Origin of the sequence: Methanocaldococcus vulcanius M7, assembly GCF_000024625.1 — an archaeon.
In the GTDB taxonomy this organism is placed as follows: Archaea; AGJL01; Methanococci; order Methanococcales; family Methanocaldococcaceae; genus Methanocaldococcus; species Methanocaldococcus vulcanius.
This window is the reverse complement of sequence record NC_013407.1, coordinates 1,402,788-1,425,470: the sequence shown is the minus strand read 5'-3', so window position 1 is coordinate 1,425,470 and position 22,683 is coordinate 1,402,788. Positions and strand designations below refer to the sequence as shown.

Sequence of the window (22,683 nt, the reverse complement as noted above, 5' to 3'; positions counted from 1 at the left end):
TATCAGCCCCGTCTCTGTTTTATAAACACCTATAAACTTTTTATAATTTTTTATATTACTTTTTATAAACTTTTTATAAAATTTATAAAGTTTAAAATCATCAGATGTATTATTTGTTATGGAAAGAAAAATTAAATAGATTATCGATAATTGATAAATAGTAAGTAAATAATCAACTTTAAAAGATTATCGCTAACTGTAAAAAGGGATAATATGATCTTAAAAAACTGTAAAATAGTAAATGAGAAAGGGATAATTGAAGGAGACATATTGATCGGAGAGGATGGAAAAATAAAGAAAATTTCACGTTTTATTGAATCTAATAATGAAGACGTTTTGGATTTGGATGGATTAGTAGTTATCCCTGGAGTTATAGATGCTCATGTCCATTTTAGATGGGGGGAAGAAAAAAAAGAAGATTTTTTAAGTGGTAGTTTGGCAGGAATAAATGGAGGAGTTTGTTTCGCAATAGATATGCCCAATAACTCTCCACCCATAACTACGAAGGAACTCTTCTACAAAAAACTTGAAGAATGTAAAAATAAGAGTAAAATAAACACTTTTTTAAATTTTGGGATTACTGAGAGAAACTATCTTGAAACAGTGGAGGAAGCAAAGGCATATAAAATATTTATGGTTAAATCTGTTGGGGACTTATTTATTAACGATTATTCAAAATTGAAGGATATTCTAAGCCAAAATAAGATCTTCTGTATTCATGCAGAGCATAAAGACATAATAGAAGAAAATTTAAAAAAATATAAACTTGAAACTTGGGAAGATCACTGCAAAATAAGGGATAAAAGATCAGAAGTAGAAGCGGTAAAAGAGGTTTTAAAAAACTTGGAAATTATCGATAAGTTAAATAGATTTAAACCACACATTCATTTTTGCCATATTTCTACAAAATTATCTCTTCAATTAATAAACAAGGCAAGACAAACACTGAAAAATGTAAAAATAACTGTGGAAGTTGCTCCTCATCATATATATTTGAATAGGGAGATGGCTGAGGATCTCAAAGGATTTGGAAAATTCAATCCTCCTCTAAGGGAAAAAGAGGATAATATCGCATTAATTAACGGGATAATAAAAGGGGAGGTAGATATTATCGCATCAGATCACGCTCCTCACACGTTAGAAGAAAAACTTAGAGATGTTAGACACTGCCCTTCTGGAATACCTGGAATAGAGACGATAGTTCCTTTAACCCTTAATTTAGTAGGTAATAAAGTTATCAGTTTATCTACTGCTGTAAGGATTTTATCTTCAAACCCTGCCAATATTTTTAAAATAGATAATAAAATTAGAGAAAACAATTTTGCAAACCTAACGATCATTGACTTAAAAAAAGAGGTAAAAATTAATGCTGAAATGTTCAAATCAAAGGCAAAATTTAGCCCATTTGATGGATGGAATGTTAAAGGAGTTCCGATCTATACTGTGGTTAATGGAGAGATATATGAAACATGTTATTAACCAATATAAAAATAGAAAAATATATAAAAACAAACGATGATATTATTAAATGTTAAATGATTTAGACAGAGAAATTTGGTTGGTGAGAGGATGGTAAATTTTGATCAGGAGAAGATGTTAAAGCCGGCGATTATTGGAGGGCTTGTAGGAATGGTTCTTGATGTTGTATGTTGTTTGGGTCTTATTGTTGGAGGGGCTGTTGCTGCACACCTCTACGTAAATTCAGGAGGAGTTTGTGATTATGAAAATTGTGGATTAGTTGGAGCTGTTTCAGGAGTTATTGGTGGAGTTATAGGTAGTATTATAAGCTATTTCCTTTACATGACTATCTTTACAGCATACGCTCACTACACTCCAATAGGAATGGGTGGCTCTTTAATCTTCTCAATAATTGGCGGAATTATCTTTGGAGCAATCTTAGGAGCAATTGGAGGAATAATCTATGTTCTTATAAAAAATAGATAATCCCTTTAATCGGATTTTTTTAATTTATTTTATGTGAGTGATTTACATGTCTTCCCTATCTCGATTTTATATAGTTCTATTTATATCATTCGTTATGTTTTATTTAGGAATCATTCTTGCTCCTTACTTTGCATATCTTGGAAATAATGTCCCAATTTACAAAATAATAAGTGAAGATATATATATGCTTTATTCTCCAATTTGCCATCAACTACCTCAGAGAAGTTTTTTTATCTTTGGAAATAAAATGGCTGTCTGTGCGAGATGTTTTGGAATCTATACAGGAGTTTTACTTGGATTGATTGTTTATCCAATGATTAAAAAATTGGATGATTTCAAGGTGCCCAATCGAATATATCTGATTCTCGCTTTAACACCTATGGCAATTGATGGAACAACGCAGTTAATTGGATTGAGACAGAGTTTCAATGAGTTGAGATTTATAACTGGATTCATTGCTGGCTTTTTTGTAGTGTTTTATATAATCCCTGTTTTTCTACAACTGTTTGCAAAATGGTATAATAAATTCAAAAATAACTGAATGTATTAAAACTTTTAACTAATTTTAAAATTCTTAATGTTTAATTTCTGAATGGGTAATAGCTATTATTTATTTTTTTAATATTACTCATTAAATTTTATGATAAAGTTTATATAGGGTTAAATCAACACTTATAAAGCAATCTTAAAGATATATTGAATTTTCGAATTTGAATAATATTTATGAAACTTGCATGTAGAATTTTTAAAAATTAACAAATTTTTTACGCAATGAGTAGAATGTTTAACAATTGAATATGTTCCTATAAATACTCGGATATGTAAATAAGCGATAAAATAAATACAATATAATAATATTGAGGGATAATATGAAAGTATCTGTTTACGGAGCAGGAAATCAGAAACTATACTTAGAAAAACTCAACGTCCAAGAGAAGTTTGGTGGTGAGCCGCCTTATGGTGGTTCGAGGATGGCTATTGAGTTTGCTAAGGCGGGGCATGATGTTGTTTTGGCAGAGCCGAATAGGGGTATAATGAGTGAGGATCTTTGGAGGAAGGTTGAGGAAGCGGGAGTTAAGGTTGTTAGTGATGATGTTGAAGCTGCAAAACATGGAGAAGTTCATATTCTCTTCACACCATTTGGAAAACTAACAATACATATAGCCAAGACAATAATAGAACACCTCCCCCAAAACGCAGTGATCTGCAACACATGCACCATTCCAACACCCGTCCTATATAGGGCTTTGGAAGGAATTTTAAGATTAAAGAGAAGAGATGTTGGAATCTCATCAATGCATCCAACAGGAGTGCCGGGAACACCATCTCAAGAATATTACACAATAGCAGGCAGATCACTTGAAGGAAAGGCCTATGCAACAGAAGAACAAATAAATAAATTGGTTGAATTAGTAGAAAGTATTAATAAAATTCCATATGTGGCTCCTGCAGATGTTGTTCCAGCAGTTGCAGATATGGGTGCACTTGTCACAGCGGTTTCGTTGGTTGGAGTTCTTGATTATTATAGGGTAGGGACCCAGTTGATAAATGCTCCAAAGGATATGATAGAGAAGCAGATTTTGATTTCGCTTCAAACAATATCTTCGATTATTGAAACTTCAGGAATAGAGGGGTTGATGAAAGTATTTAACAAAGAAGCTTTACTCTCCTCAGCTAAAAACATGCTGATAGATAAAAAACAGGATGACTTAAAATTGGCTTTAAAAATAATTGAAGAGTTTGATAAATCAATAATTGGAGAAAAAGATGTTAAGAAAACATATTTAGTTGCTCCTCAGGCGTTAATTGAGGATATAATCTCATTAATTGGGAAGAGTGCGGTTGAGGGTGCAATAAGGAGAAGTTCTAATAAGTTGTTTAGTAAATAGCATAGATCATTCTAAATTTTAGACAACATCAACTATTTTTCTACTTCTTAATCCTTTATTTTTTATTTTTAATCGAATTTTTAATTTTCGTTAATAAAATTTAAATAGCAAATTGTTCAAAAGATATATCAAAGAATAGTTGATTTCAATAAATGGCTGTAAAACTATATATCAAAAGAGTCATAAATAGAGATGTAAGAAAATTAACAATTTATACAACAGTTTAGTTTTCATACGTTTTAAATAAATTAAGATAAGGATCTTGGCATGTTGAATTAGCGGTGAATAGGTTATGAAAAAAGATACGGAGTTGAATAGAATTGAAAACAACAAATATAATGTATTTGCTTATGGGGAATTGATGAAAAAAGAAAGATTGTTGGAATTAATAAATAGAGTGCCGAAGATGATTAAAGGGAGGGTTTATAATTACGAGAAGTTTTTTGATGAAACAATCGGGTATTATGGGGCAAGAAAGAGAGAAGGAAGTTATATTGATGGAGTTATATTAGTAGATATTACTGATAAGGAATTAGAGATTTTTGATGATTATGAAGATTTGGATGTCTACTACGTTAGGGAAAAAACTACTGCTGTGGATGAGCATGGAAATGAATACTGCGTTTATATTTATTTAAGAAAAAATGACTAATTTTTTTGGGGGAGAGCATGGACGCAAAAGAAATTTTAGAGTTAGTTGAAGAAAGTTATAAATCAGAAGATGGGGATTACAAAAATAAGGCATATTTTGTTTCATATTTTTTGAGTTCATTAATATTTATTCTGATGTATATATCGATGAAGGTCTGGAACTTTAACATACTGTTTGTTGTATCTTTATTGTTAGTTGTGGGAATAATATTGGTAGTGAGACAGAGAAAACTCTATAAAAAAACAAAGTGCTATTTTGATAAGATATTTGAAGAGATTGTAAAATATGGAATTATTGCAGTTATTCTCTCTTCGATTATTACATTATACACTTATCCAAGAATTCTGGGAGTTTCAATTGCGGGAATTTTTGGCTTTTTACTTATTATTGATGGTATTTTATTTAAATCTAAAAAGAGAAAGATTTTGGGATTGTTAATGATGATTTCATCAATTCCGATGTTTATATTCAACGAATATCAATTTCTGATCTTTGCCTTAGTTCAGTTTTTAGTTGCTCTATGCTTTTTAATATGTAAGGACTAAATGTGGAATTATGAAAGTGTTCAACTCCGTTGTTAGGGTTAAAATATTGGCTTTGTTGTATGGATTGGAGTATTGTGAATTTAGTTATTTGAAAGAAAAGTTAAATTTGACAGATGGTAATTTAGAGCATCATTTAAAAAAATTAGAAGAGATCGGATTCATAGAGACAAAGAAGTCATTAATAAAAGGTAAAATTAAAACAATAATAAAAATTACAGAAAAGGGAAGGACAGCTTTCAAAAATTATATATATGAAATTTTACAATTATCAAAAAATATAGAAAGTTAATGTATTAAAAAATAGCAATTAAATCTTCTTAAACCCCATATTATTATTGTTAAACTTATTTTTACTTTATTACTGTTTGTAATATTATTTAAAGATTGTTGTGAGATGATCAACATGACATCCAAAAAATTATTTTCAAAAAAGGGACAGTTGTCGATGGAGTTAGCAATGATTGTTGCTTCTGCCTCACTTATTGCAATAATCATGGCGTACTATATGGTAAGATATGGGAAAAAATTTGGGGAAGGAGTGGGAAGCAGTGGAAAAAAAGCAGAGCATTTTATAAATACGACAAACAACAACTCTGCTAAATATCTTCAAATGTTGAATAAAACTTAAAAATTATTAAAAATTTAAGATTTTTATTTAACAAATAAAATAACTGCAAAAAATTGCCAATATATGGTTATTTAAACTCTTTGCATCGCAGAGTATCGCAAAAATATTTATACTAAAAATTTATGAAATATAAACATGAAGATATAACACCTATACAGAACATAGAAGGTGATAGTATATGAAAATATTAAAAAAGATAATGTCAAAAAAAGGACAGTTATCAATGGAAGTAGGTATCTTAGTAGCAGCGGCAGTGTTAGTTGCAGTTATCGCAGGATACTACTACGTAAAAAACATAAAAAGCAGTTCAACAACTGCTGGAGAAAAAGCAAATAAAACAGTTACAACATTAGGGGAAGCTGCAGAGAACATAAGTAGTAATATAAGTAAGTTGGTTTCATAATTCAAATATTTTTAGATATTGCATGAGATTTATGATATAAATTATTTTATTTGACCGTCAAGGGATGACCATGTCTAATAAAATTTTTTCAAAAAAAGCTCAGGTGTCAACTGAATTGGCAATATTAGTTCTTTCCTCAGTAATTATTGCAACTTTAATCTCAATAATATATTTTAAAAACGAAATAGTTGGCGTAAAATATTTACAGACATATTCCAACAATTCCACGTCAAACCTATTAGAAGCCAGTAGAAACATATCTGGGAAAATAGCAAGGGAAGCAATATCCTAATTTTTGTTTTATTATATTTAAATATTAGTATGTTTAGTTTAAAGAGATTCTTTTAGGATTAATCTTTAAGTCCGTAAAAAATAACATATGTAGTTTTTTGAAAATTTTTACCACCCCTATTGATATAATTTTTCAGCATACTCTTTTACCATTCTTTCAGCGTCGAAATATTCAACTATGTGATTGACACAGTTGCATGCCTTCATCCACCACTTCTCGGTATCGTAAAAATCTGATACCTCATCTAATAGGTTGTATATGCAGTTAGCAACGTAGTTGTCATCATCTCTAACACCGTCTCCTATTGTAAAACTATCGTCAGGATACATTTTAGCCCATTCAACATGCCAACCATCTAACGTGCTTGCGTGGATTGAGGCATTCATTGAGGCAGTCATTCCTGAGGTTCCAGATGCTTCATGATTCAGTTTTGGAGTGTTTAACCAAATATCTGATCCCTGTTTCAGCATCTTACTTAACTTTAACTCATAGCCAGTTAATATGGTAGCTCCTTTCATATCACGTGTTTTTGAGACGATCCAATTAAATGTAGCGATCATATTACAATCGTTTGGATGTGGCTTTCCAGCCCAAATGACTTGTATCTTTTTCTTTTTAAGGAGTTCTAACAATCTCATCTCATCATGAAGTAGAATATATGGCCTCTTGTATGCAGTAAATCTTCTTGCCCATACAACAGTTAGTCGATCCTTTTTAAAGATCTTTCCGGTCTGATCTGCCACTTCTTCAAAAAGTATCTCTTTCAACTCCATTTTTCTTTCTCTTAATGTATCTATGTCGTATCTTTTCGCTGCATCTCTTATTATTGGATCTTGCCAGTAATATTTATCTTGAGCGTTTGTTATTGCCACGATTTCACATCTATCCTTAACCCAACTCCACATCTTGTCGCAGACCTCTTTATGTTTTTTAGAAACAGCGTTTGCTCTTTTACATGTTCTTAAAGCACAGACAGTATAGTTAAAAGGATTTCCTCCTAATTTTTCAGCTAAGGAGGGATCGACATTTCCAAAGAATCCCATTGACTTCAATAAATTTATATCCTGAGTTTCATTTCCCTCTGGAAGTGGTGTGTGGGTTGTAAAAACCGCATGTTCTCTTGTATACTCTAACCCATAGTCCTCGATCATCTTGAAGATCAGTGGAAGGGGATGTGGTTCATTCATATGATATATTTTTACGTTTTCACACTCTTTTATGACTTTATAACCCCCTACCCCCAAAACTATCTGTTGGGCTATGTGAAGGATGTTGTTTGCATCATATAATTTGTGAGTTATTGTTCTTGAAAAATCGTCATTTTCAGGAATATCTGTTGTTAAAAAATATATTGGACACGTTCCAAAAACATCTTCTTCCAATTTATACGCTTTAACCCAGACGGTGTTATTATTTATAATTACAGGCACTTTTAATTTAATATCTTCTAAAAAGTCATAGTATTTTCTTATATATTCTACTTTCATTTTTGCTTCGCAATCCCTAACTTGATCGTAGTATCCATAACTCCAAAGTATTGAAACCCCTACAAGTGGTTGGTTTAACCGTTTTGCAGCCCTAAAATGAGATCCTGCCAAGAATCCAAGACCTCCTGCATATGTTTTTAAAGGTTGATGGATTGCAAATTCCATACAAAAATAAGCAGTTGGTTTCATTAACATCCCCCAAAACTCTTTTAATCTAATGTTATTGTTGTTAATTTACTTTGAAGATTTCACATTTAAAAATTTTTATAATGGTTTTTATGTGCCAATCTTAATTTATTTTGATAATTTTTTGATAATTTATTTTTATTTCAATTTTTTTATTTTAATATTTGTTTTAAATATTTTTTATTATTTTTTGTTATTAAAATTATTCTATCTATTAAAATTTTAATGTCTATCAACCTACTATATCCACCTGTTAATTTTCAACTGTTGATTTTTATATTGGATTGTCTAAAAAAATAATAGTGGGATGTAGCGTTAATAGAATAAATCTACGATCAGCAATAGTAATTTATCAGAAAAATAATATATAAAATGAGATGATGCTTTGTATTTATATATTTAGAATTTATAATTATTTGTATGGTTCTGCTAACGATCAATGTCTATTCAAAAAAATAGTATTTCATACACGCATTTTTCTTCTCCTATACTCGTGCATTTTATTTCTTTTACAACATTATTTTTTGAAAATATGTTTTTTAGAGCTCCTGCTAATATTCCAGCAATAAAATCGTGTATCGGTTCACTGCATTTTTTGTTATATGGTGGAGAGTAGTGTTCAATTATTCTTCTCTCTAAATCGATCTTTAATTCTCCAAAATTCATTAATCTGAATAATTTAACTAATTCGTCTAAACTATTGGGAGACATTAGTTTTCCGAATTTATATCCAATTTCATAAAGAGATATTTCAGAGTTAAGTTCTTTTACAGTATCTATTAATTCAATGGCCATTAGTCCAAAATAAGGAATTGGAATTTTTTTAGCATTTTTTAACTTATTTTCATCTCTTATAACCTCCAATATTTCAGGAAAGATCTTCTCCATAATATCCCTCTATTAAAATTAATTAATAAATAAGTTTAAGAGAATAATGTTAAAACCTTGTCTTTAATATCCTCTAACAGAACATTACCAATAACGCCTACAATTTTTTCTCCGCAGTTAAATAACATTATTTTTGACGAATCCCCACCTATAATTACATACTTCACGTTATCATTAATCACATTTCCTAATTCTCCAGCCCCTCCAATAATTGCACTTATTATGGCAGAAACAACGTCCTCATTCACTTTTTCAACATTTCCTTTTATGAATAGCCCATCTTTTGACGTGAGAATAACCCCTTCTACCCCTTCAACATTTAGTAAGTTATTGATCTCTTCATTCATAATTTCACCTAAATTTTGTTTTATTTACTTTTATATTGTTATGGTTATTGATATAAATATTTTTCGAACGGATTTCGTTATTTTTGGGGGGGGGGGGAAATTTTCGCGTTTTTTCGCGGAAAAAAGTAAATACAACTGATTTTTAGATAAAATAACAAAGTAAATTGGATTATGATAATGATAAAATTTCCAACAAAGACAACTAAAACCTATTTATATCTTCATACCCAAAAAATTATTATGTGGTTAATAATTTCAAAAAATATAATTTAAAAAATTTAAAGGTAAAAATTAGAAAATGAAAATTTAAAGTGATAATATGGTAAAAAAAGCGGTAATTCCAGTAGCGGGTTTTGGAACTCGTCTCCTTCCCATAACAAAAGCACAACCAAAAGAAATGCTTCCAGTAGTTAACAAGCCAATAGTTCAGTATGTTGTTGAAGATTTAGTCGATGTAGGCATAAAAGATATACTCTTTATCACTGGAAAAGGAAAACAGGCAATAGAAAACCATTTCGACGTAAATTATGAATTAGAATGTAAATTGGAAAAATCAGGGAAGTTAGATCTTCTCAAAATTATTAAAGAGATAGATAATTTGGGAAATATTTTCTATGTCAGACAGAAAGAACAGAAAGGTTTAGGGGATGCTGTTTTATACGGAGAAGAGTTCGTTGGAGATGAATACTTTATAGCAATGGTGGGAGATACAATCTATTCAAAAAATATTGTAAAAGACCTAATAAAAGTTCATAAAAAATATGGATGTTCTGTTATTGCTTTGGAAAGAGTTCCAATGGAAGATGTGCACAAGTATGGAGTAATAGATGGAGAAGAAGTAGAAGAGGGGATTTACAAAATAAATAATATGGTTGAAAAACCAAACATCGAAGAAGCCCCATCTAACTTAATTATAACAGGAGCTTATCTGTTATCCCCGAAAATATTTGAAAAAATTAAAGAAACGCCTGTCGGTAGGGGAGGAGAAGTGCAAATAACTGATGCAATGAATCTACTTTTAAAAGAGGAAGATATTTTAGGAGTGGAGATTAGTTGTAAAAGATACGATATTGGAGATGTTTTTGGATGGTTAAAGGCAAATGTGGAAATTGGAGTAGAGAAATTTCCAGAATTTAGAGAATTTTTGAAAAATTTCGTTGAAAAATTAGAGTAAATAAGATTTATACATGTATGCAACAGTAATAATAAGTGTGTTATATTTGAATATTTTGACTATTATCTCTTTTTTATCTTTTTAGTTGATTGAGCAATTAGAAGTAGGATTATCGAAAAATAAAAAGTAAAAATAGAAAAAAGAATTAATAAATTAATAAAAAAAATAATTATAAAATAATTATAATAAGGTTAACCAGGGAGATAATGAATATTGCAATAATTCTCGGTCTTTTGGTAGCTTTGTTTTACGGTATTGGAACTTTTTTTGCGAAAATTGTGTGTGAAAAAAATCCAATGTTTCAGTGGATTGTTGTTAATGTAGTGGGAATAATCATGTGTTCAATCATATTATTGAAATATAGAAATGTGATTATAACTGATCAAAAAATTCTGATTTATGCAATAATCTCAGCAATATTAGTGGTTTTAGGATCTTTGATACTATATTATGCTCTTTATAAAGGAAAGGCAAGTATTGTTGTCCCTTTATCGTCAATAGGGCCTGCAATAACTGTAATTTTATCAATTTTGTTTTTAAAAGAGACACTAACCCCTACTCAGATAATAGGAATAACCCTTGTAATTTTAGGAGTGATACTTCTCTCAATATCCGAATAAAATCCTAAAAAAGTAAAAATTAAAAAATGAAAATAGAAATAAAATAAAAATAATTTAATAATTAAAATCTTAAAAAATTTACTGTTCTCCCAAGGTTAATAAATACTTTCTTGAACCCTGTATTCCAAGTTGTATTTTTATTGCCTTTATAAGTTCATGAACATCTTCCACTGTTTCAGCATCATATAACGCTTCCTTAAATTTTTCTCTTTTTGAAGGTTCTATTAAGTTAAGAAGATACTCAACAGTGGCAACCAACTCGATATATTTCTTTTCTCTATTTATTAAACTATCTAACTCGTTAAGTATTTCTTGAATTTTTGGAGATGGCATCTGTTTCACCCGAGGATGTGGTTTTAAATATCATTACTAAATAAAGTCATATAAATATTTTATTTATACTTTAAATAAATTCTCCCAATCAAACATAAACAAGTTCCACAACGAAGGCAAGTATAAACTAAAACTAAAAATCTCAAAAGTTAATAAATACAACACTATATTGAAATAAATCCCAATTAAAAACTAAATAAAATTAAAATTAAAAAAGTAAAATAAAAACTAAAAAAGATTAATGGTTTAGTAATTACTATTTAAAAATACTATTTAAAAATTTGCCATAGAACCTAATCATAACTAATAATAACTGGTGATAACTTGGCAATGATCGGCTTAGTTGGAAAACCAAACGTTGGAAAATCCACTATGTTTAACGCTCTAACTGAAAAACCCGCTGAAATTGGAAACTATCCATTTACAACAATACAACCAAATAAAGGTATTGCATATATAACAAGCCCCTGCCCATGTAGAGAGTTGGGAGTTAACTGCAATCCAAGAAACTCAAAATGTATTGAGGGGATTAGATACATTCCAGTGGAAGTTATAGATGTGGCTGGATTAGTTCCTGGAGCTCATGAAGGAAAGGGAATGGGAAACAAATTTTTAGATGATCTCAGACAGGCAGATGCATTTATCTTAGTCGTAGATGCCTCAGGAAAAACAGATGCGGAAGGTAATCCAACAGATAATTATGATCCAGTTGAAGATGTAAAATTTTTATTAAATGAAATAGATATGTGGATATACAATATTTTAACAAAAAACTGGGATAAATTAGCGAGAAGAGCCCAGCAAGAGAAAAATATTGTTAAAGCATTAAAAGATCAATTGAGTGGATTAAACATAAGTGAAGATGATATAAAGATAGCAATTAGGGGAATGGATGAGAGTCCAATTAAATGGACTAACGAGGATCTGATGGAGTTAGCAAGAAAATTAAGAAAAATATCCAAGCCAATGATTATCGCTGCAAACAAAGCAGATCATCCCGAGGCAGAGAAAAACATTAAACGTCTAAAAGATCATTTTAAGGATTATATCGTTATACCAACATCGGCAGAGATAGAACTTGCTTTAAAAAGAGCTGAAAAAGCTGGCATAATAAAAAGGAAAGGAAATGATTTTGAAATTATAGATGAAGGCAAAGTAAATGAACAAATGAAAAAAGCATTAAACTACATAAAGGACTTTTTAAAGAAATATGGAGGGACAGGAATACAGGAGTGCATAAATAGGGCATACTTTGACCTTCTTGATATGATCGTAGTATATCCTGTTGAAGACGAGAACAAATTTTCAGATAAGGAGGGAAATGTTCTTCCAGATGCTTTTATAGTTAAAAAAGGAACAACAGCAAGGGACTTAGCTTATAAAATACATACTGACTTAGGAGATAAATTTATATATGCAATAGATGCCAAAAAGAAAATAAGAATTGGAGCAGAGTATGAATTAAAGCATAATGACATTATCAAAATTGTATCTGCTGCAAAATAATTAATAGGTGAAATTGTGATAAAAGTTGCTATTACAGGAGCTCTTGGCAGAATGGGAAGTAATATAATAAAAACCATAAATCAGCAAGATGATATGAAAGTTGTTGCCGCTTTTGAAGTCCCAAATCACCCAAAAAAAGGAGAAGATGTAGGAAAGTTGATAGGGATAGGGGAGATAGGAGTTCCACTCTCAACATCTGATGAATTAGACGCTGTTTTAAAAGAAACAAAACCAGATGTTTTGGTGGACTTTACAATTGCCTCTGCATGTGTTGAAAATGTAAAGATCGCATCAAAAAATGGTGTTAAATTAGTCATTGGAACGACTGGATTTACAGAAGAGCAGAAAGCAGAAATTGAAAAAGCAATAAAAGAGAATAACGTTTCAGCAGTAATCTCTCAAAACTTTGCAATAGGCGTTAACATATTCTTTAAAACATTAGAATTTTTAGCAAAAAAACTTGGAGATTATGACATTGAAATAGTGGAAATGCACCATAGGCATAAAAAAGATGCTCCATCAGGAACTGCACTTAGAGCAGCAGAAATAATAAAAGCAAATAGAGGCATTGAAAGTGTGTTTGTTTACGGAAGGCAAGGGATGACTGGAGAGAGGAAAAAAGAAGAGATAGGGATTCATGCTTTAAGGGGTGGAGATGTTGTTGGAGATCACACTGTGATCTTTGCCGGAGATGGAGAGAGGATAGAACTTACCCATAGAGCAAGCAGTAGACAGGCATTTGTTAACGGAGTTATATTGGCAATAAGATTTATAGCAGAGAAGGAGAACGGAATATACAACACGTTTGATGTTTTGGGATTAAATGAGATCAAATTCTAAGATATTAAATTTAAATTAAATTTATGATTTTAAGTTGTATGATTTCATATCCTCTCATATTTTATTTCTATTAACATTATTTACATTTATTAAACAATTTTTATGTTCATTTATATTTGTATCTAATATTGTTTTCCTATACTGTTTTTATCTATTATAATATATAGAAATATTATAATTATTTAAATATTAAATTAAATATTAGAGTGATAGATCATGTTCCTACCAACGAACAAAGAAGAAATGGATAAATGGGGATGGGAAGAGTTGGATGTTATCATCATCACAGGAGATGCGTATGTGGATCACTACCTATTTGGAGCAGCCGTAGTTGGAAAATACTTAGTAAAACATGGGTATAGGGTTGGCATCATACCCCAACCAGATTGGAAAAATTTGGAGGATATAAAAAGATTGGGAAAACCAAATTACTTTTTTGCAATAACAGCCGGAAATTTAGACAGTATGTTAGCCCACTATACTCCTCAAAAGAGATTAAGAAACTTTGATGCAATGTCTAACGAAGGGATAAGAAAGAGGCCAGATCGAGCGACAATTGTTTATACAAACTTAGTAAAGAGAGCATTTAAAGGAGTTCCAATAGCCCTGGGAGGAATTGAGGCATCTTTAAGAAGATTTTCTCATTATGATTACTGGGATAATAAAGTGAGAAAAGGTCTTTTAATTGACTCAAAAGCAGATATTTTAATGTATGGAATGGGTGAGAAGAGTATATTGTCTATAACCAGAGCATTAGAAAGAGGAGAGAATATAAAAGATTTGGAGATAAATGGAACAGTAGTTAGAGTCAATGAGAAAAAATTATTGGAGATAAAGGAGAGATATGAAGTTAAAGAACTGCCTTCTCATGAAGAAGTTGTAAATAACAAAGAAAAATACGCTGAAATGCACAAAAAGTTAATGACAATGGATAAAGTTATTTTTCAAAAAGTAGGGAATCAGTATTTAGTTCAATTCCCTCCAATTTACTTAAATGAAAAGGAAATGGACGAGATATATGAGATACCTTTTGAGAGAAAAGCTCATCCTTCCTATTCTTTTGTTCCAGGAATAGTTCCGGTTCAATTTTCAGTTATAACACATAGGGGATGTTTTGGAGGTTGCTCTTTTTGCTCAATACTGCATCATCAAGGTAAAGTTATTCAAAACAGGAGCGAGAGGAGTATTTTAAAAGAGATCAAGAGTTTATTAAATCATGAGGATTTTAAAGGAGTTATTCAAGATATTGGGGCTCCAACAGCGAATATGTATAGAATGGGATGTAAAAAAGGTTTAGCGGATAGATGCCCAAGAAACTGCCTATATCCAGAGCCATGTGAGAATTTAATCATAGATCACAAACCACTAATTGATCTCTATAAGAAAATCAGAGACATTGTTGGAGAGGATGTTAAAGTTTATGTTAGAAGTGGTGTAAGATACGATCTACTAATATATGATAAGAAATATGGGGAGGAGTATATAAAAGAACTCTCAAAGTATCATCTCTCTGGAAGATTGAAGGTAGCTCCTGAACACGTCTCTAAAAAAGTTTGCAAGGCAATTCAAAAACCAGATGGCAGAGTATTTAAAAAATTTTTAGAAAAATATAAAAAAATAGCTGAAAAAGTTAATGGAACAAAAGAAGTTTTACCATATTGGCTTATTGCCCATCCAAACTGTTCCATTAAAGAGATGATCGAGTTAGCTGAGTTTATCCATAAAAATAACTGCTATTCAAAACAAGTTCAGGTTTTTACACCAACACCTATGACGCTATCAACAACCATGTATCATACAGGAATAAATCCAATAACCAATGAAAAAGTTTATGTTCCTTACTCATACAAAGAGAAGAAGATTCAAAAAGCTATTTGCTTATATAGGGAAAAAGAGAACTGGGAAAAAGCATTAGAAGGATTTAAAATGGTGGGATATAGAGGAATTATTTATAGGTGGATTATGAAACAAATAAAGAAAAATAACGAAAAACAATAAATATATAAAACAACGAACGATTATTGAAAAAGGATTTAAATTAAGATCTAAAATAACTAATAACCAAAAAGTTAAAAATATACTAAAAATTATTAAAAAATAAATCATTAAAAATTAAAAAAGAAAAAAGATAAGTAAAGAATAGATGAGGTAGATATTATGGTAAAATTAAATGAAGAAATGGTTAAATCTTTGGAGAATGAGATTGTGTTTTTAGCAACTGCTTCAAAAGACGGAATTCCAAATGTTTCAGCAATGAGAGCGGTCAAGGTTTTGGATGCTGAAAAAGGGATCATATTGATAGCAGATAACTATATGAACAAAACATTAAAAAATATCTTGGAAAATCCAAACGTTGCAATTACAACATCAAACTGTAAGGAAGTGCCTTACCAATATAAAGGAAAGGCAGAATATTACACAGAAGGAGAATATTTAAAAATTGCAGAAGAAATCGACAGATCTTTAAAACCTGACTTAAAACCAAAAGGAGCGGTTGTTATAAAAATAACAGAGATATACAATTTAAAGTCAGGAGAAAATGCAGGAAAGTTAATAGCAAAGGACTAAAAAATATTTAATTTCACATTTTTGGCTATTTTATTTAAATTTATATACGGGTAATATTTATATAACCCTAAGTTATTTTACACATAAGCGTAAAAATAGGTGAGACAATGACAGAGTGTGATGGAAACTGCAATACCTGCCCATCTAAAAATACCTGTTCAGATACAAAAAAACTACTGGCTCAACAAGATGCAAAGATTAGAGAAAATATGTCAAAGATAAAACACAAATTGGTAATTTTAAGCGGTAAGGGAGGAGTTGGGAAATCAACTGTTACAGTTAACTTAGCCGCTGCTTTAAACCTAATGGGTAAGAAAGTAGGTGTTTTAGATGCAGATATTCACGGCCCAAACATTCCAAAAATGCTCGGAGTGGAAAATGCTCAACCAATGGCAGGTCCTGCTGGAATACTACCAATAACCACAAAAGAAGGAATAAAAACCATGTCTATTGGCTACTTGCTTCCAGATGATAAGACCCCAATTATCTGGAGAGGACCAAAAGTAAGCGGTGCGATTAGGCAGTTTTTAGCAGATGTTCTCTGGGGAGAACTTGATTATCTCCTTATAGACACACCTCCAGGAACTGGAGATGAGCAGTTAACCATCATGCAATCAATTCCAGACATAGATGGGGCGATAATTGTAACAACTCCAGAGGAGGTTTCAATACTTGATGTAAAAAAGTCAATAATGATGGCTAAGATGTTAAATATTCCAATAATTGGAATTATAGAGAATATGAGTGGATTTGTTTGTCCATACTGTAATAAAGTTGTTGACATCTTCGGAAAAGGAGGAGGAGAAAAAGCTGCCAAAGAGTTGGGAGTAGAATTCTTAGGTCGAATTCCTCTGGATATTAAAGCAAGAGAGGCAAGTGATAAAGGAATACCAATGGTTTTACTTGACTGTAAAGCAAGTGAAGAGTTTAAAAAAATTGTTGAAAGAATTGTTGAAAAAGTAGAAGGTAAAAAATAGGGACAAAAAATGATTTAAAAGAATATAAAATAACAAATAGCAAAAAAACAAAGCAAAAACACAAAAAAACTATTCAATATATTTTAAACACTCTGAAAAATATGTTTTTATATAATCAATATCTCTATCAATATAAATGTGAGCGTTATATATAAAATGGGTATAAGTTTTTAACGTTGAGTTTGTCTTCTCTGCAACATATTCACCCAACTTTATCAATCCCAGAGCGTTTGAATGAAAAGCCAATAAAATATCATTACTTCTAAATAATACACTCATATGTAAGTTTTTTTCTCTTTTTTGGAAACCAATATGTTGAAGGCAAGGAACATCTTTAACATCTTGGTCAATAAATGGATTCCACAAAGAAACAACTGCTCTTCTTGATGTTGAGTTACTGTTAAGTTTTTCTATAACATATTTTATTTGATCGTTCTTCACTTTCCTATCATAACTTGGATATTCTCTAATCCTCTCAAAATAATTATAAACAAAATCACTCTCATCCTTGTATCCATACAATAACTGATTTGTATAACTTTCAATTGCCTTTCTTCCAAATGGATACTTAGGGCTGATTGTTTTTAATTTTGGATTTGTTATTTCGATAGCGACATTTAATAATTCTCTACACCGCTGATTATCTTCCGTTATCATATCCTTTCCTTCTTTAATTATCAATTCGACCAAGTTTTCATAAGCAGATGCAACAGAAGGTTTTTTTATACATTTCATATTTTCCACATTTTATTTCTTTTATTGGCATGTTTGAATTATATGTTTCATACTTTAATGTATTTTTTAATATTCTAAGTTTGATTTTTAATATAATATCCTAATCCCTAAATTATATATTTTTTGATTGCTAATTAAACTAATTATAAAAAGAAAAAAGAGTTAAGATAGTTGCAATCCTCACGGTTCAGATTGCAACATTTTTTGCCTATGAACGTTATGTATCTTTAAAATAGATGCCATATTTTTTTATTTTAATTTAATTTATTTGAACTGAATCTCGATTTGAACACTATCTGGTATTTTTATTTTCATTATATGCCTTAAAGCCCTCTCATCAGCATCAATATCTATCAATCTCTTGTGTATTCTCATAGTCCATCTATCAAATGTTGATGAACCTTCTCCATCAGGACTCTTTCTTGTAACAACTTTTAAAACCTTCGTAGGTAATGGAATTGGCCCTGCTATATCTACACCTGTTTTTTCTGCAATCTCTTTGATTTGATTACATATATCATCTAAAATCTTATGATCTGTGCTTGAAAGTTTTATTCTTGCTCTTTGCATACCTTCCCCTCTCAATGTTGTTGAATTTTAAAAATTATAAAAATTAAAAGCACAAAAAATTAGCAAAAATTTAGTAAAAAGGGTTTAAGAGATTTATTTATTCTTAGCTTTGACATCGATTGCCATACCTGCAGCGATTGTCATACCCATATCTCTGATAGCGAATCTTCCTAACTGTGGAATTTCTCTAACGTTTTCGATAACCATTGGTTTTGTTGGTTTTATTTTAACGATAGCTGCATCACCTGTCTTTAAGAACTGTGGGTTCTCTTCAATGACTTGCCCTGTTCTTGGATCCAATTTCTTCAACAACTCCATAAATGTACAGGCAACTTGTGCTGTGTGTGCGTGGAAGACAGGTGTATAACCAACTGTAATTGCTGTTGGGTGTTGTAAGACAACGAGTTGAGCTGTAAACTCATCAGCAACTGTTGGAGGATTGTCTGGATGTCCACAAACGTCTCCTCTCTTAATATCTTTTTTACTAACTCCTCTAACGTTAAATCCAATGTTGTCTCCTGGTTCTGCTTGTGGGATTTGCTCGTGGTGCATCTCAATGGATTTAACTTCTCCTTGAACTCCTGCTGGTTCGAATACAACTTTATCTCCTGGTTTTAAGATACCTGTTTCGACTCTTCCAACTGGGACAGTTCCAACCCCTGTAATTGAGTAAACATCTTGGATTGGAATTCTTAATGGTAAGTTTGTTGGTTTTTCTGGTGGTTGGAATTTGTCTAATGCCTCGACTAATGTTGGTCCTTTATACCAAGGCATGTTTTCTGATCTTTTAACGACGTTATCTCCTTTTAATGAAGCTGTTGGGATAAAGTCGATTTGGTCAGGGTTGTATCCTAAGACCTTTAATAACTGATCTGATAACATTTTTTTCATTTTTTCGTATTCTTCTTGGCTGTAATTAACTGTATCCATCTTGTTAATTGCGATAGCGATTTGTTTAATTCCGAGAGTTCTTGCTAAGAACATGTGTTCTCTTGTTTGTGGTTGTAATCCTGTTTTAGCATCGTTAACATCAACGACTAAGACAGCAGCATCTGCCTGTGAAGCTCCTGTAATCATGTTTTTAATGAAGTCCCTGTGTCCTGGACAGTCGACGATTGTAACTTCGTATTTTGGTGTCTCGAATTTCTTGTGAGCTACATCAATTGTAACTCCTCTTTCTCTTTCTTCTTTCAAGTTGTCCATGACATAAGCAAACTCGAATCCTGCTTTACCTCTCTCTTGTGCTTCTCTTTTTAACTTCTCCAATACCTGTGGGTCGATAGCTCCACTATCGTATAACAATCTTCCGACTGTTGTTGACTTACCTGCATCGACGTGTCCGATAAATGCTACGTTTAATACAGGTTTTTGCTTTGCCATATTATCACCGTTTCTTTAACTTTATGTGTTCAATATTGTTGTTTTATTGTTATTTATATTTTACTCTACTTCACATTTTTTGAAAATTCAATCAATAATTTGAATGACTGTGATGTTATAAGTATTAGGTAGGGGGTATATATATCTTTTGGTAGGAAAAGAGAGGACTTTAAGAGAAAGATAATATACTTAATAACTCACATCTATCAATTAAAAGATAATATTTAAGATGAAGTAATTTTCATTAAGTATATTAATAGCGTTATTGTCATTTGAAGGATTAAATATTAAATTAAAACAAAACGAGGAGAGAGGATGTTTAGACCAGAGGAAATAATGGAAACAATAAAAATGATAAAAATGGAAAATTTAGATTTGAGAACTGTAACATTAGGGTTAAGTTTAAGGGACTGTGTTTCAACAGATGTTGATGAACTAAAAGAAAACATCTACGAAAAGATAACAACATCTGCTGAAAATTTGGTAGAAACAGCAGAAAGAATATCTGAAAAATATGGAATACCGATAGTAAATAAAAGGATTGCGATAACGCCAATATCTTTAATAGTTGGAGGAGCAATAAAAAATTTGGATAGAGAAGAGCAGATAAAAGCATGTGTTGAGGTTGGAGAAATATTAGATAAAGCTGCAAAAAAAGTTAACGTTGATTTTTTGGGGGGCTATTCTGCACTGGTTCATAAAGATGCTACAAAGGAGGATATTGCCTTAATTGACTCTATACCATTTATGATGGAAAAAACAGAGAGAGTTTGCTCCTCAATAAACGTTGCAACTACAAAAACAGGAATTAATATGGATGCGGTTAAAAGAATGGGGGAAATTATTAAAGAGACCGCATTTAAAACAGAAAACGCTATTGGATGTGCTAAACTTGTGGTTTTTGCTAACGCTCCTGAAGACAATCCTTTCATGGCAGGGGCATTTCATGGAGTTGGAGAAGGGGATAGAGTAATAAACGTTGGTGTCTCAGGGCCTGGGGTTGTTAGGGCAGTAGTAGAAAAATTACCAGATGCAGATTTTGGAACATTAGCAAATGAAATTAAAAAAGTGGCTTTTAAAATCACGAGAGTTGGAGAGTTGATAGGTAGGGAAGTATCAAAAGAGTTGGGAGTTAAGTTTGGAGTTGTTGATTTATCGTTAGCTCCAACCCCAGCAAGAGGGGACAGTATTGCCAATATATTGGAGGCGATGGGTTTGGAGAAGTGTGGAACTCACGGTTCGACAGCAGCATTGGCTTTATTAAATGATGCAGTGAAAAAAGGAGGTGCAATGGCAGCTTCTTATGTTGGAGGGCTAAGTGGGGCATTTATTCCTGTCAGCGAAGATAGCGGGATGATTGAAGCAGTGAAAGCAGGTTCTTTAAGCTTAGAAAAATTGGAAGCAATGACGTGTGTTTGTTCAGTTGGAATTGATATGGTTGCGATTCCTGGAGATACCCCTGCCTCAACAATATCTGCAATAATAGCGGATGAGATGGCAATAGGAGTTATAAACAACAAGACAACTGCTGTTAGAATAATCCCAGTGCCTGGTAAAAAAGAAGGAGAAATGGTAGATTATGGTGGTTTATTAGGAAGTGCACCAATCATGAAAGTTAATAAATACTCCTCAGAAAAATTTATCAAAAGAGGAGGAAGAATCCCAGCTCCACTTCAAGCATTAACTAATTAATAACATATATTTTTATCTTGTTGTTTGTTTCTGTTTTTTTGTGTTTTGAGTTTTTAGTTTAGATTTTTGTTTTTTATTTGTTTTTAGTTGGTTTCTGAGGGTTGGTTTGTTTAATTGTTTCTTATATTTAGATGTGTTTGATTACAGAGATTTTTTAGTGTTTTTAATTTATTGCAGTTGTTTTTAGAAATCCATGGTTAATTAAGTGTGTTTTTTATTTTTATTTTCTGTTTATTGTTGTTTTTTAAATAAAAGTTTGGATTGTTCTGTTGTAGGGTTTATAAAGAAAAGGGGTTATTTATGGGTAGAAATTTTATAGTGTAGAAAACTATAAATATTAGTAAAAATATTATAACGAAATAAGAAAAATTACCCTATTAAAATCAGACCTCTTCGAGGATGGAAAGCCATAAATTCTCTTAATTCTTTGATTATCTGTTTAATATTAAAATCAGACCTCTTCGAGGATGGAAAGATAATATTGACTCATAATCCAATGACTTATCAGATATAAAATTAAAATCAGACCTCTTCGAGGATGGAAATTTTTTTACCACCTAATATAATTAATACATTCTGAAAATTAAAATCAGACCTCTTCGAGGATGGAAATTCATACTGGATTGATAATAATACAGCTATGTGGATTAAAATCAGACCTCTTCGAGGATGGAAATTTTGCAGTTATATAAACATCAGCATCAACTACACTATACTCATTAAAATCAGACCTCTTCGAGGATGGAAACTTCAAAATTTCTAATCTTTTATCATTTTTATTTTATTAAAATATTGAAATCAACTGTCTCATAATAAAAATATCTATTATAAAATTGTTCTAAAAATTCTTAATAAAATTTTAGCAAACAACTTTTTTCATTAATTAAAATTAGATCTTGGACGTTAACTGCTTTTTGGAAGAGGAAACTTAATGCTCTTTTAAATTTATAATAAACTTTTCTCTTATGATTAGACGTTTACTAAAAAAGTTGTTTTAGAGATAATAAAATTATTTTTATTAACAAGT

At 31.1% G+C, this 22,683-nt stretch carries 25 protein-coding genes and 1 CRISPR repeat array; of the genes, 18 read left to right on the top strand and 7 right to left on the bottom strand.

Annotated elements, in window-relative coordinates; genetic code table 11:
- The first annotated feature begins 213 nt into the window (after positions 1–213).
- The 10 genes from pyrC (at position 214) to METVU_RS06930 (ending at position 6,353) form a co-directional block, all read left to right on the top strand.
- Positions 214–1,479, top strand: coding sequence for a dihydroorotase (gene pyrC, locus METVU_RS06975; protein ID WP_015733495.1), 1,266 nt, complete (start codon positions 214–216; stop codon positions 1,477–1,479).
- Between the two features lie 90 nt (positions 1,480–1,569).
- Positions 1,570–1,944 carry a DUF5518 domain-containing protein gene (locus METVU_RS06970; protein WP_048196914.1) on the top strand — a complete coding sequence of 125 codons (375 nt, stop codon included), beginning with the start codon at positions 1,570–1,572 and terminating at the stop codon, positions 1,942–1,944.
- A 46-nt stretch (positions 1,945–1,990) separates the two neighbouring features.
- Positions 1,991–2,485 carry a DUF2085 domain-containing protein gene (locus METVU_RS06965; protein WP_015733493.1) on the top strand — a complete coding sequence of 165 codons (495 nt, stop codon included), beginning with the start codon at positions 1,991–1,993 and terminating at the stop codon, positions 2,483–2,485.
- Between the two features lie 328 nt (positions 2,486–2,813).
- Positions 2,814–3,833, top strand: a complete 1,020-nt coding sequence (locus METVU_RS06960; RefSeq protein WP_015733492.1) for a H(2)-dependent methylenetetrahydromethanopterin dehydrogenase-related protein — start codon at positions 2,814–2,816, stop codon at positions 3,831–3,833.
- 292 nt (positions 3,834–4,125) lie between these two features.
- Positions 4,126–4,485: a gamma-glutamylcyclotransferase family protein gene (locus METVU_RS06955; protein ID WP_015733491.1), complete on the top strand. Its 360-nt coding sequence runs from the start codon at positions 4,126–4,128 to the stop codon at positions 4,483–4,485.
- Positions 4,486–4,502: 17 nt separating this feature from the next.
- Entirely contained in the window at positions 4,503–5,030 is a 528-nt protein-coding gene (locus tag METVU_RS06950; protein WP_015733490.1) for a hypothetical protein, read from the top strand.
- A 10-nt stretch (positions 5,031–5,040) separates the two neighbouring features.
- Positions 5,041–5,319, top strand: a complete 279-nt coding sequence (locus tag METVU_RS06945; protein WP_015733489.1) for a transcriptional regulator — start codon at positions 5,041–5,043, stop codon at positions 5,317–5,319.
- 114 nt (positions 5,320–5,433) lie between these two features.
- A complete protein-coding gene (locus METVU_RS06940) occupies positions 5,434–5,658 on the top strand; it encodes a hypothetical protein (RefSeq protein ID WP_015733488.1) in 225 nt (74 codons plus the stop codon).
- Between the two features lie 178 nt (positions 5,659–5,836).
- Positions 5,837–6,061 (top strand): class III signal peptide-containing protein, encoded by a 225-nt coding sequence (locus tag METVU_RS06935; RefSeq protein ID WP_015733487.1) that lies wholly within the window; start codon positions 5,837–5,839, stop codon positions 6,059–6,061.
- 70 nt (positions 6,062–6,131) lie between these two features.
- On the top strand, positions 6,132–6,353 hold the full coding sequence (locus tag METVU_RS06930) for a hypothetical protein (protein ID WP_015733486.1): 222 nt from the start codon (positions 6,132–6,134) through the stop codon (positions 6,351–6,353).
- 116 nt (positions 6,354–6,469) lie between these two features.
- Here METVU_RS06930 and glgP read toward each other — a convergent pair whose 3' ends face one another.
- The 3 genes from glgP to METVU_RS06915 form a co-directional block, all read right to left on the bottom strand.
- Positions 6,470–8,029: an alpha-glucan family phosphorylase gene (gene glgP / locus METVU_RS06925; protein ID WP_015733485.1), complete on the bottom strand. Its 1,560-nt coding sequence runs from the start codon at positions 8,027–8,029 to the stop codon at positions 6,470–6,472.
- 444 nt (positions 8,030–8,473) lie between these two features.
- Positions 8,474–8,914, bottom strand: coding sequence for a V4R domain-containing protein (locus tag METVU_RS06920; protein ID WP_015733484.1), 441 nt, complete (start codon positions 8,912–8,914; stop codon positions 8,474–8,476).
- A 35-nt stretch (positions 8,915–8,949) separates the two neighbouring features.
- The gene (locus tag METVU_RS06915) at positions 8,950–9,261 is read right to left on the bottom strand and encodes a roadblock/LC7 domain-containing protein (protein WP_015733483.1); all 312 of its coding nucleotides are present in this window, start codon (positions 9,259–9,261) and stop codon (positions 8,950–8,952) included.
- A gap of 319 nt (positions 9,262–9,580) precedes the next feature.
- Here METVU_RS06915 and galU point away from each other — a divergent pair, with 319 nt between their 5' ends.
- Complete coding sequence (gene galU / locus METVU_RS06910) at positions 9,581–10,435, top strand: UTP--glucose-1-phosphate uridylyltransferase GalU (RefSeq protein ID WP_015733482.1); 855 nt, start codon at positions 9,581–9,583, stop codon at positions 10,433–10,435.
- 206 nt (positions 10,436–10,641) lie between these two features.
- Entirely contained in the window at positions 10,642–11,055 is a 414-nt protein-coding gene (locus tag METVU_RS06905) for an EamA family transporter (protein ID WP_015733481.1), read from the top strand.
- Between the two features lie 78 nt (positions 11,056–11,133).
- Here METVU_RS06905 and METVU_RS06900 read toward each other — a convergent pair whose 3' ends face one another.
- The gene (locus METVU_RS06900; protein WP_015733480.1) at positions 11,134–11,388 is read right to left on the bottom strand and encodes a hypothetical protein; all 255 of its coding nucleotides are present in this window, start codon (positions 11,386–11,388) and stop codon (positions 11,134–11,136) included.
- A 330-nt stretch (positions 11,389–11,718) separates the two neighbouring features.
- Between METVU_RS06900 and METVU_RS06895 the strand changes: the two genes are divergently transcribed.
- From METVU_RS06895 to METVU_RS06875, 5 genes are all read left to right on the top strand, one after another.
- Positions 11,719–12,894, top strand: coding sequence for a redox-regulated ATPase YchF (locus tag METVU_RS06895; protein WP_015733479.1), 1,176 nt, complete (start codon positions 11,719–11,721; stop codon positions 12,892–12,894).
- Between the two features lie 15 nt (positions 12,895–12,909).
- Positions 12,910–13,734: a 4-hydroxy-tetrahydrodipicolinate reductase gene (dapB, locus tag METVU_RS06890; protein ID WP_015733478.1), complete on the top strand. Its 825-nt coding sequence runs from the start codon at positions 12,910–12,912 to the stop codon at positions 13,732–13,734.
- A gap of 216 nt (positions 13,735–13,950) precedes the next feature.
- Positions 13,951–15,732 (top strand): YgiQ family radical SAM protein, encoded by a 1,782-nt coding sequence (locus METVU_RS06885; RefSeq protein WP_015733477.1) that lies wholly within the window; start codon positions 13,951–13,953, stop codon positions 15,730–15,732.
- Between the two features lie 159 nt (positions 15,733–15,891).
- Positions 15,892–16,302, top strand: coding sequence for a pyridoxamine 5'-phosphate oxidase family protein (locus METVU_RS06880; protein WP_015733476.1), 411 nt, complete (start codon positions 15,892–15,894; stop codon positions 16,300–16,302).
- Positions 16,303–16,409: 107 nt separating this feature from the next.
- Positions 16,410–17,279 carry an Mrp/NBP35 family ATP-binding protein gene (locus METVU_RS06875; RefSeq protein WP_015733475.1) on the top strand — a complete coding sequence of 290 codons (870 nt, stop codon included), beginning with the start codon at positions 16,410–16,412 and terminating at the stop codon, positions 17,277–17,279.
- 69 nt (positions 17,280–17,348) lie between these two features.
- On the opposite strand, the gene METVU_RS06870 is transcribed toward METVU_RS06875, so the two are convergent.
- The 3 genes from METVU_RS06870 to tuf form a co-directional block, all read right to left on the bottom strand.
- Positions 17,349–18,014: a thymidylate synthase gene (locus tag METVU_RS06870; RefSeq protein WP_015733474.1), complete on the bottom strand. Its 666-nt coding sequence runs from the start codon at positions 18,012–18,014 to the stop codon at positions 17,349–17,351.
- Between the two features lie 264 nt (positions 18,015–18,278).
- Positions 18,279–18,584: a 30S ribosomal protein S10 gene (gene rpsJ / locus METVU_RS06865; protein ID WP_015733473.1), complete on the bottom strand. Its 306-nt coding sequence runs from the start codon at positions 18,582–18,584 to the stop codon at positions 18,279–18,281.
- A 93-nt stretch (positions 18,585–18,677) separates the two neighbouring features.
- Positions 18,678–19,964 carry a translation elongation factor EF-1 subunit alpha gene (tuf, locus tag METVU_RS06860; RefSeq protein ID WP_015733472.1) on the bottom strand — a complete coding sequence of 429 codons (1,287 nt, stop codon included), beginning with the start codon at positions 19,962–19,964 and terminating at the stop codon, positions 18,678–18,680.
- 315 nt (positions 19,965–20,279) lie between these two features.
- Between tuf and METVU_RS06855 the strand changes: the two genes are divergently transcribed.
- Positions 20,280–21,656: a PFL family protein gene (locus METVU_RS06855; protein ID WP_015733471.1), complete on the top strand. Its 1,377-nt coding sequence runs from the start codon at positions 20,280–20,282 to the stop codon at positions 21,654–21,656.
- Between the two features lie 376 nt (positions 21,657–22,032).
- A CRISPR array of direct repeats spans positions 22,033–22,404; the repeat unit is 30 nt; unit sequence ATTAAAATCAGACCTCTTCGAGGATGGAAA.
- Positions 22,405–22,683: the final 279 nt, after the last annotated feature.

Excerpts from the sequence above, each read along its gene's own strand:
- pyrC (WP_015733495.1), top strand. The coding sequence starts at position 214 with ATGATCTTAAAAAACTGTAAAATAGTAAATGAGAAAGGGATAATTGAA.
- METVU_RS06970 (WP_048196914.1), top strand. The coding sequence starts at position 1,570 with ATGGTAAATTTTGATCAGGAGAAGATGTTAAAGCCGGCGATTATTGGA.
- METVU_RS06965 (WP_015733493.1), top strand. The coding sequence starts at position 1,991 with ATGTCTTCCCTATCTCGATTTTATATAGTTCTATTTATATCATTCGTT.
- METVU_RS06960 (WP_015733492.1), top strand. The coding sequence starts at position 2,814 with ATGAAAGTATCTGTTTACGGAGCAGGAAATCAGAAACTATACTTAGAA.
- METVU_RS06955 (WP_015733491.1), top strand. The coding sequence starts at position 4,126 with ATGAAAAAAGATACGGAGTTGAATAGAATTGAAAACAACAAATATAAT.
- METVU_RS06950 (WP_015733490.1), top strand. The coding sequence starts at position 4,503 with ATGGACGCAAAAGAAATTTTAGAGTTAGTTGAAGAAAGTTATAAATCA.
- METVU_RS06945 (WP_015733489.1), top strand. The coding sequence starts at position 5,041 with ATGAAAGTGTTCAACTCCGTTGTTAGGGTTAAAATATTGGCTTTGTTG.
- METVU_RS06940 (WP_015733488.1), top strand. The coding sequence starts at position 5,434 with ATGACATCCAAAAAATTATTTTCAAAAAAGGGACAGTTGTCGATGGAG.
- METVU_RS06935 (WP_015733487.1), top strand. The coding sequence starts at position 5,837 with ATGAAAATATTAAAAAAGATAATGTCAAAAAAAGGACAGTTATCAATG.
- METVU_RS06930 (WP_015733486.1), top strand. The coding sequence starts at position 6,132 with ATGTCTAATAAAATTTTTTCAAAAAAAGCTCAGGTGTCAACTGAATTG.
- glgP (WP_015733485.1), bottom strand. The coding sequence starts at position 8,029 with ATGAAACCAACTGCTTATTTTTGTATGGAATTTGCAATCCATCAACCT.
- METVU_RS06920 (WP_015733484.1), bottom strand. The coding sequence starts at position 8,914 with ATGGAGAAGATCTTTCCTGAAATATTGGAGGTTATAAGAGATGAAAAT.
- METVU_RS06915 (WP_015733483.1), bottom strand. The coding sequence starts at position 9,261 with ATGAATGAAGAGATCAATAACTTACTAAATGTTGAAGGGGTAGAAGGG.
- galU (WP_015733482.1), top strand. The coding sequence starts at position 9,581 with ATGGTAAAAAAAGCGGTAATTCCAGTAGCGGGTTTTGGAACTCGTCTC.
- METVU_RS06905 (WP_015733481.1), top strand. The coding sequence starts at position 10,642 with ATGAATATTGCAATAATTCTCGGTCTTTTGGTAGCTTTGTTTTACGGT.
- METVU_RS06900 (WP_015733480.1), bottom strand. The coding sequence starts at position 11,388 with ATGCCATCTCCAAAAATTCAAGAAATACTTAACGAGTTAGATAGTTTA.
- METVU_RS06895 (WP_015733479.1), top strand. The coding sequence starts at position 11,719 with ATGATCGGCTTAGTTGGAAAACCAAACGTTGGAAAATCCACTATGTTT.
- METVU_RS06885 (WP_015733477.1), top strand. The coding sequence starts at position 13,951 with ATGTTCCTACCAACGAACAAAGAAGAAATGGATAAATGGGGATGGGAA.
- METVU_RS06880 (WP_015733476.1), top strand. The coding sequence starts at position 15,892 with ATGGTAAAATTAAATGAAGAAATGGTTAAATCTTTGGAGAATGAGATT.
- METVU_RS06875 (WP_015733475.1), top strand. The coding sequence starts at position 16,410 with ATGACAGAGTGTGATGGAAACTGCAATACCTGCCCATCTAAAAATACC.
- METVU_RS06870 (WP_015733474.1), bottom strand. The coding sequence starts at position 18,014 with ATGAAATGTATAAAAAAACCTTCTGTTGCATCTGCTTATGAAAACTTG.
- rpsJ (WP_015733473.1), bottom strand. The coding sequence starts at position 18,584 with ATGCAAAGAGCAAGAATAAAACTTTCAAGCACAGATCATAAGATTTTA.
- tuf (WP_015733472.1), bottom strand. The coding sequence starts at position 19,964 with ATGGCAAAGCAAAAACCTGTATTAAACGTAGCATTTATCGGACACGTC.
- METVU_RS06855 (WP_015733471.1), top strand. The coding sequence starts at position 20,280 with ATGTTTAGACCAGAGGAAATAATGGAAACAATAAAAATGATAAAAATG.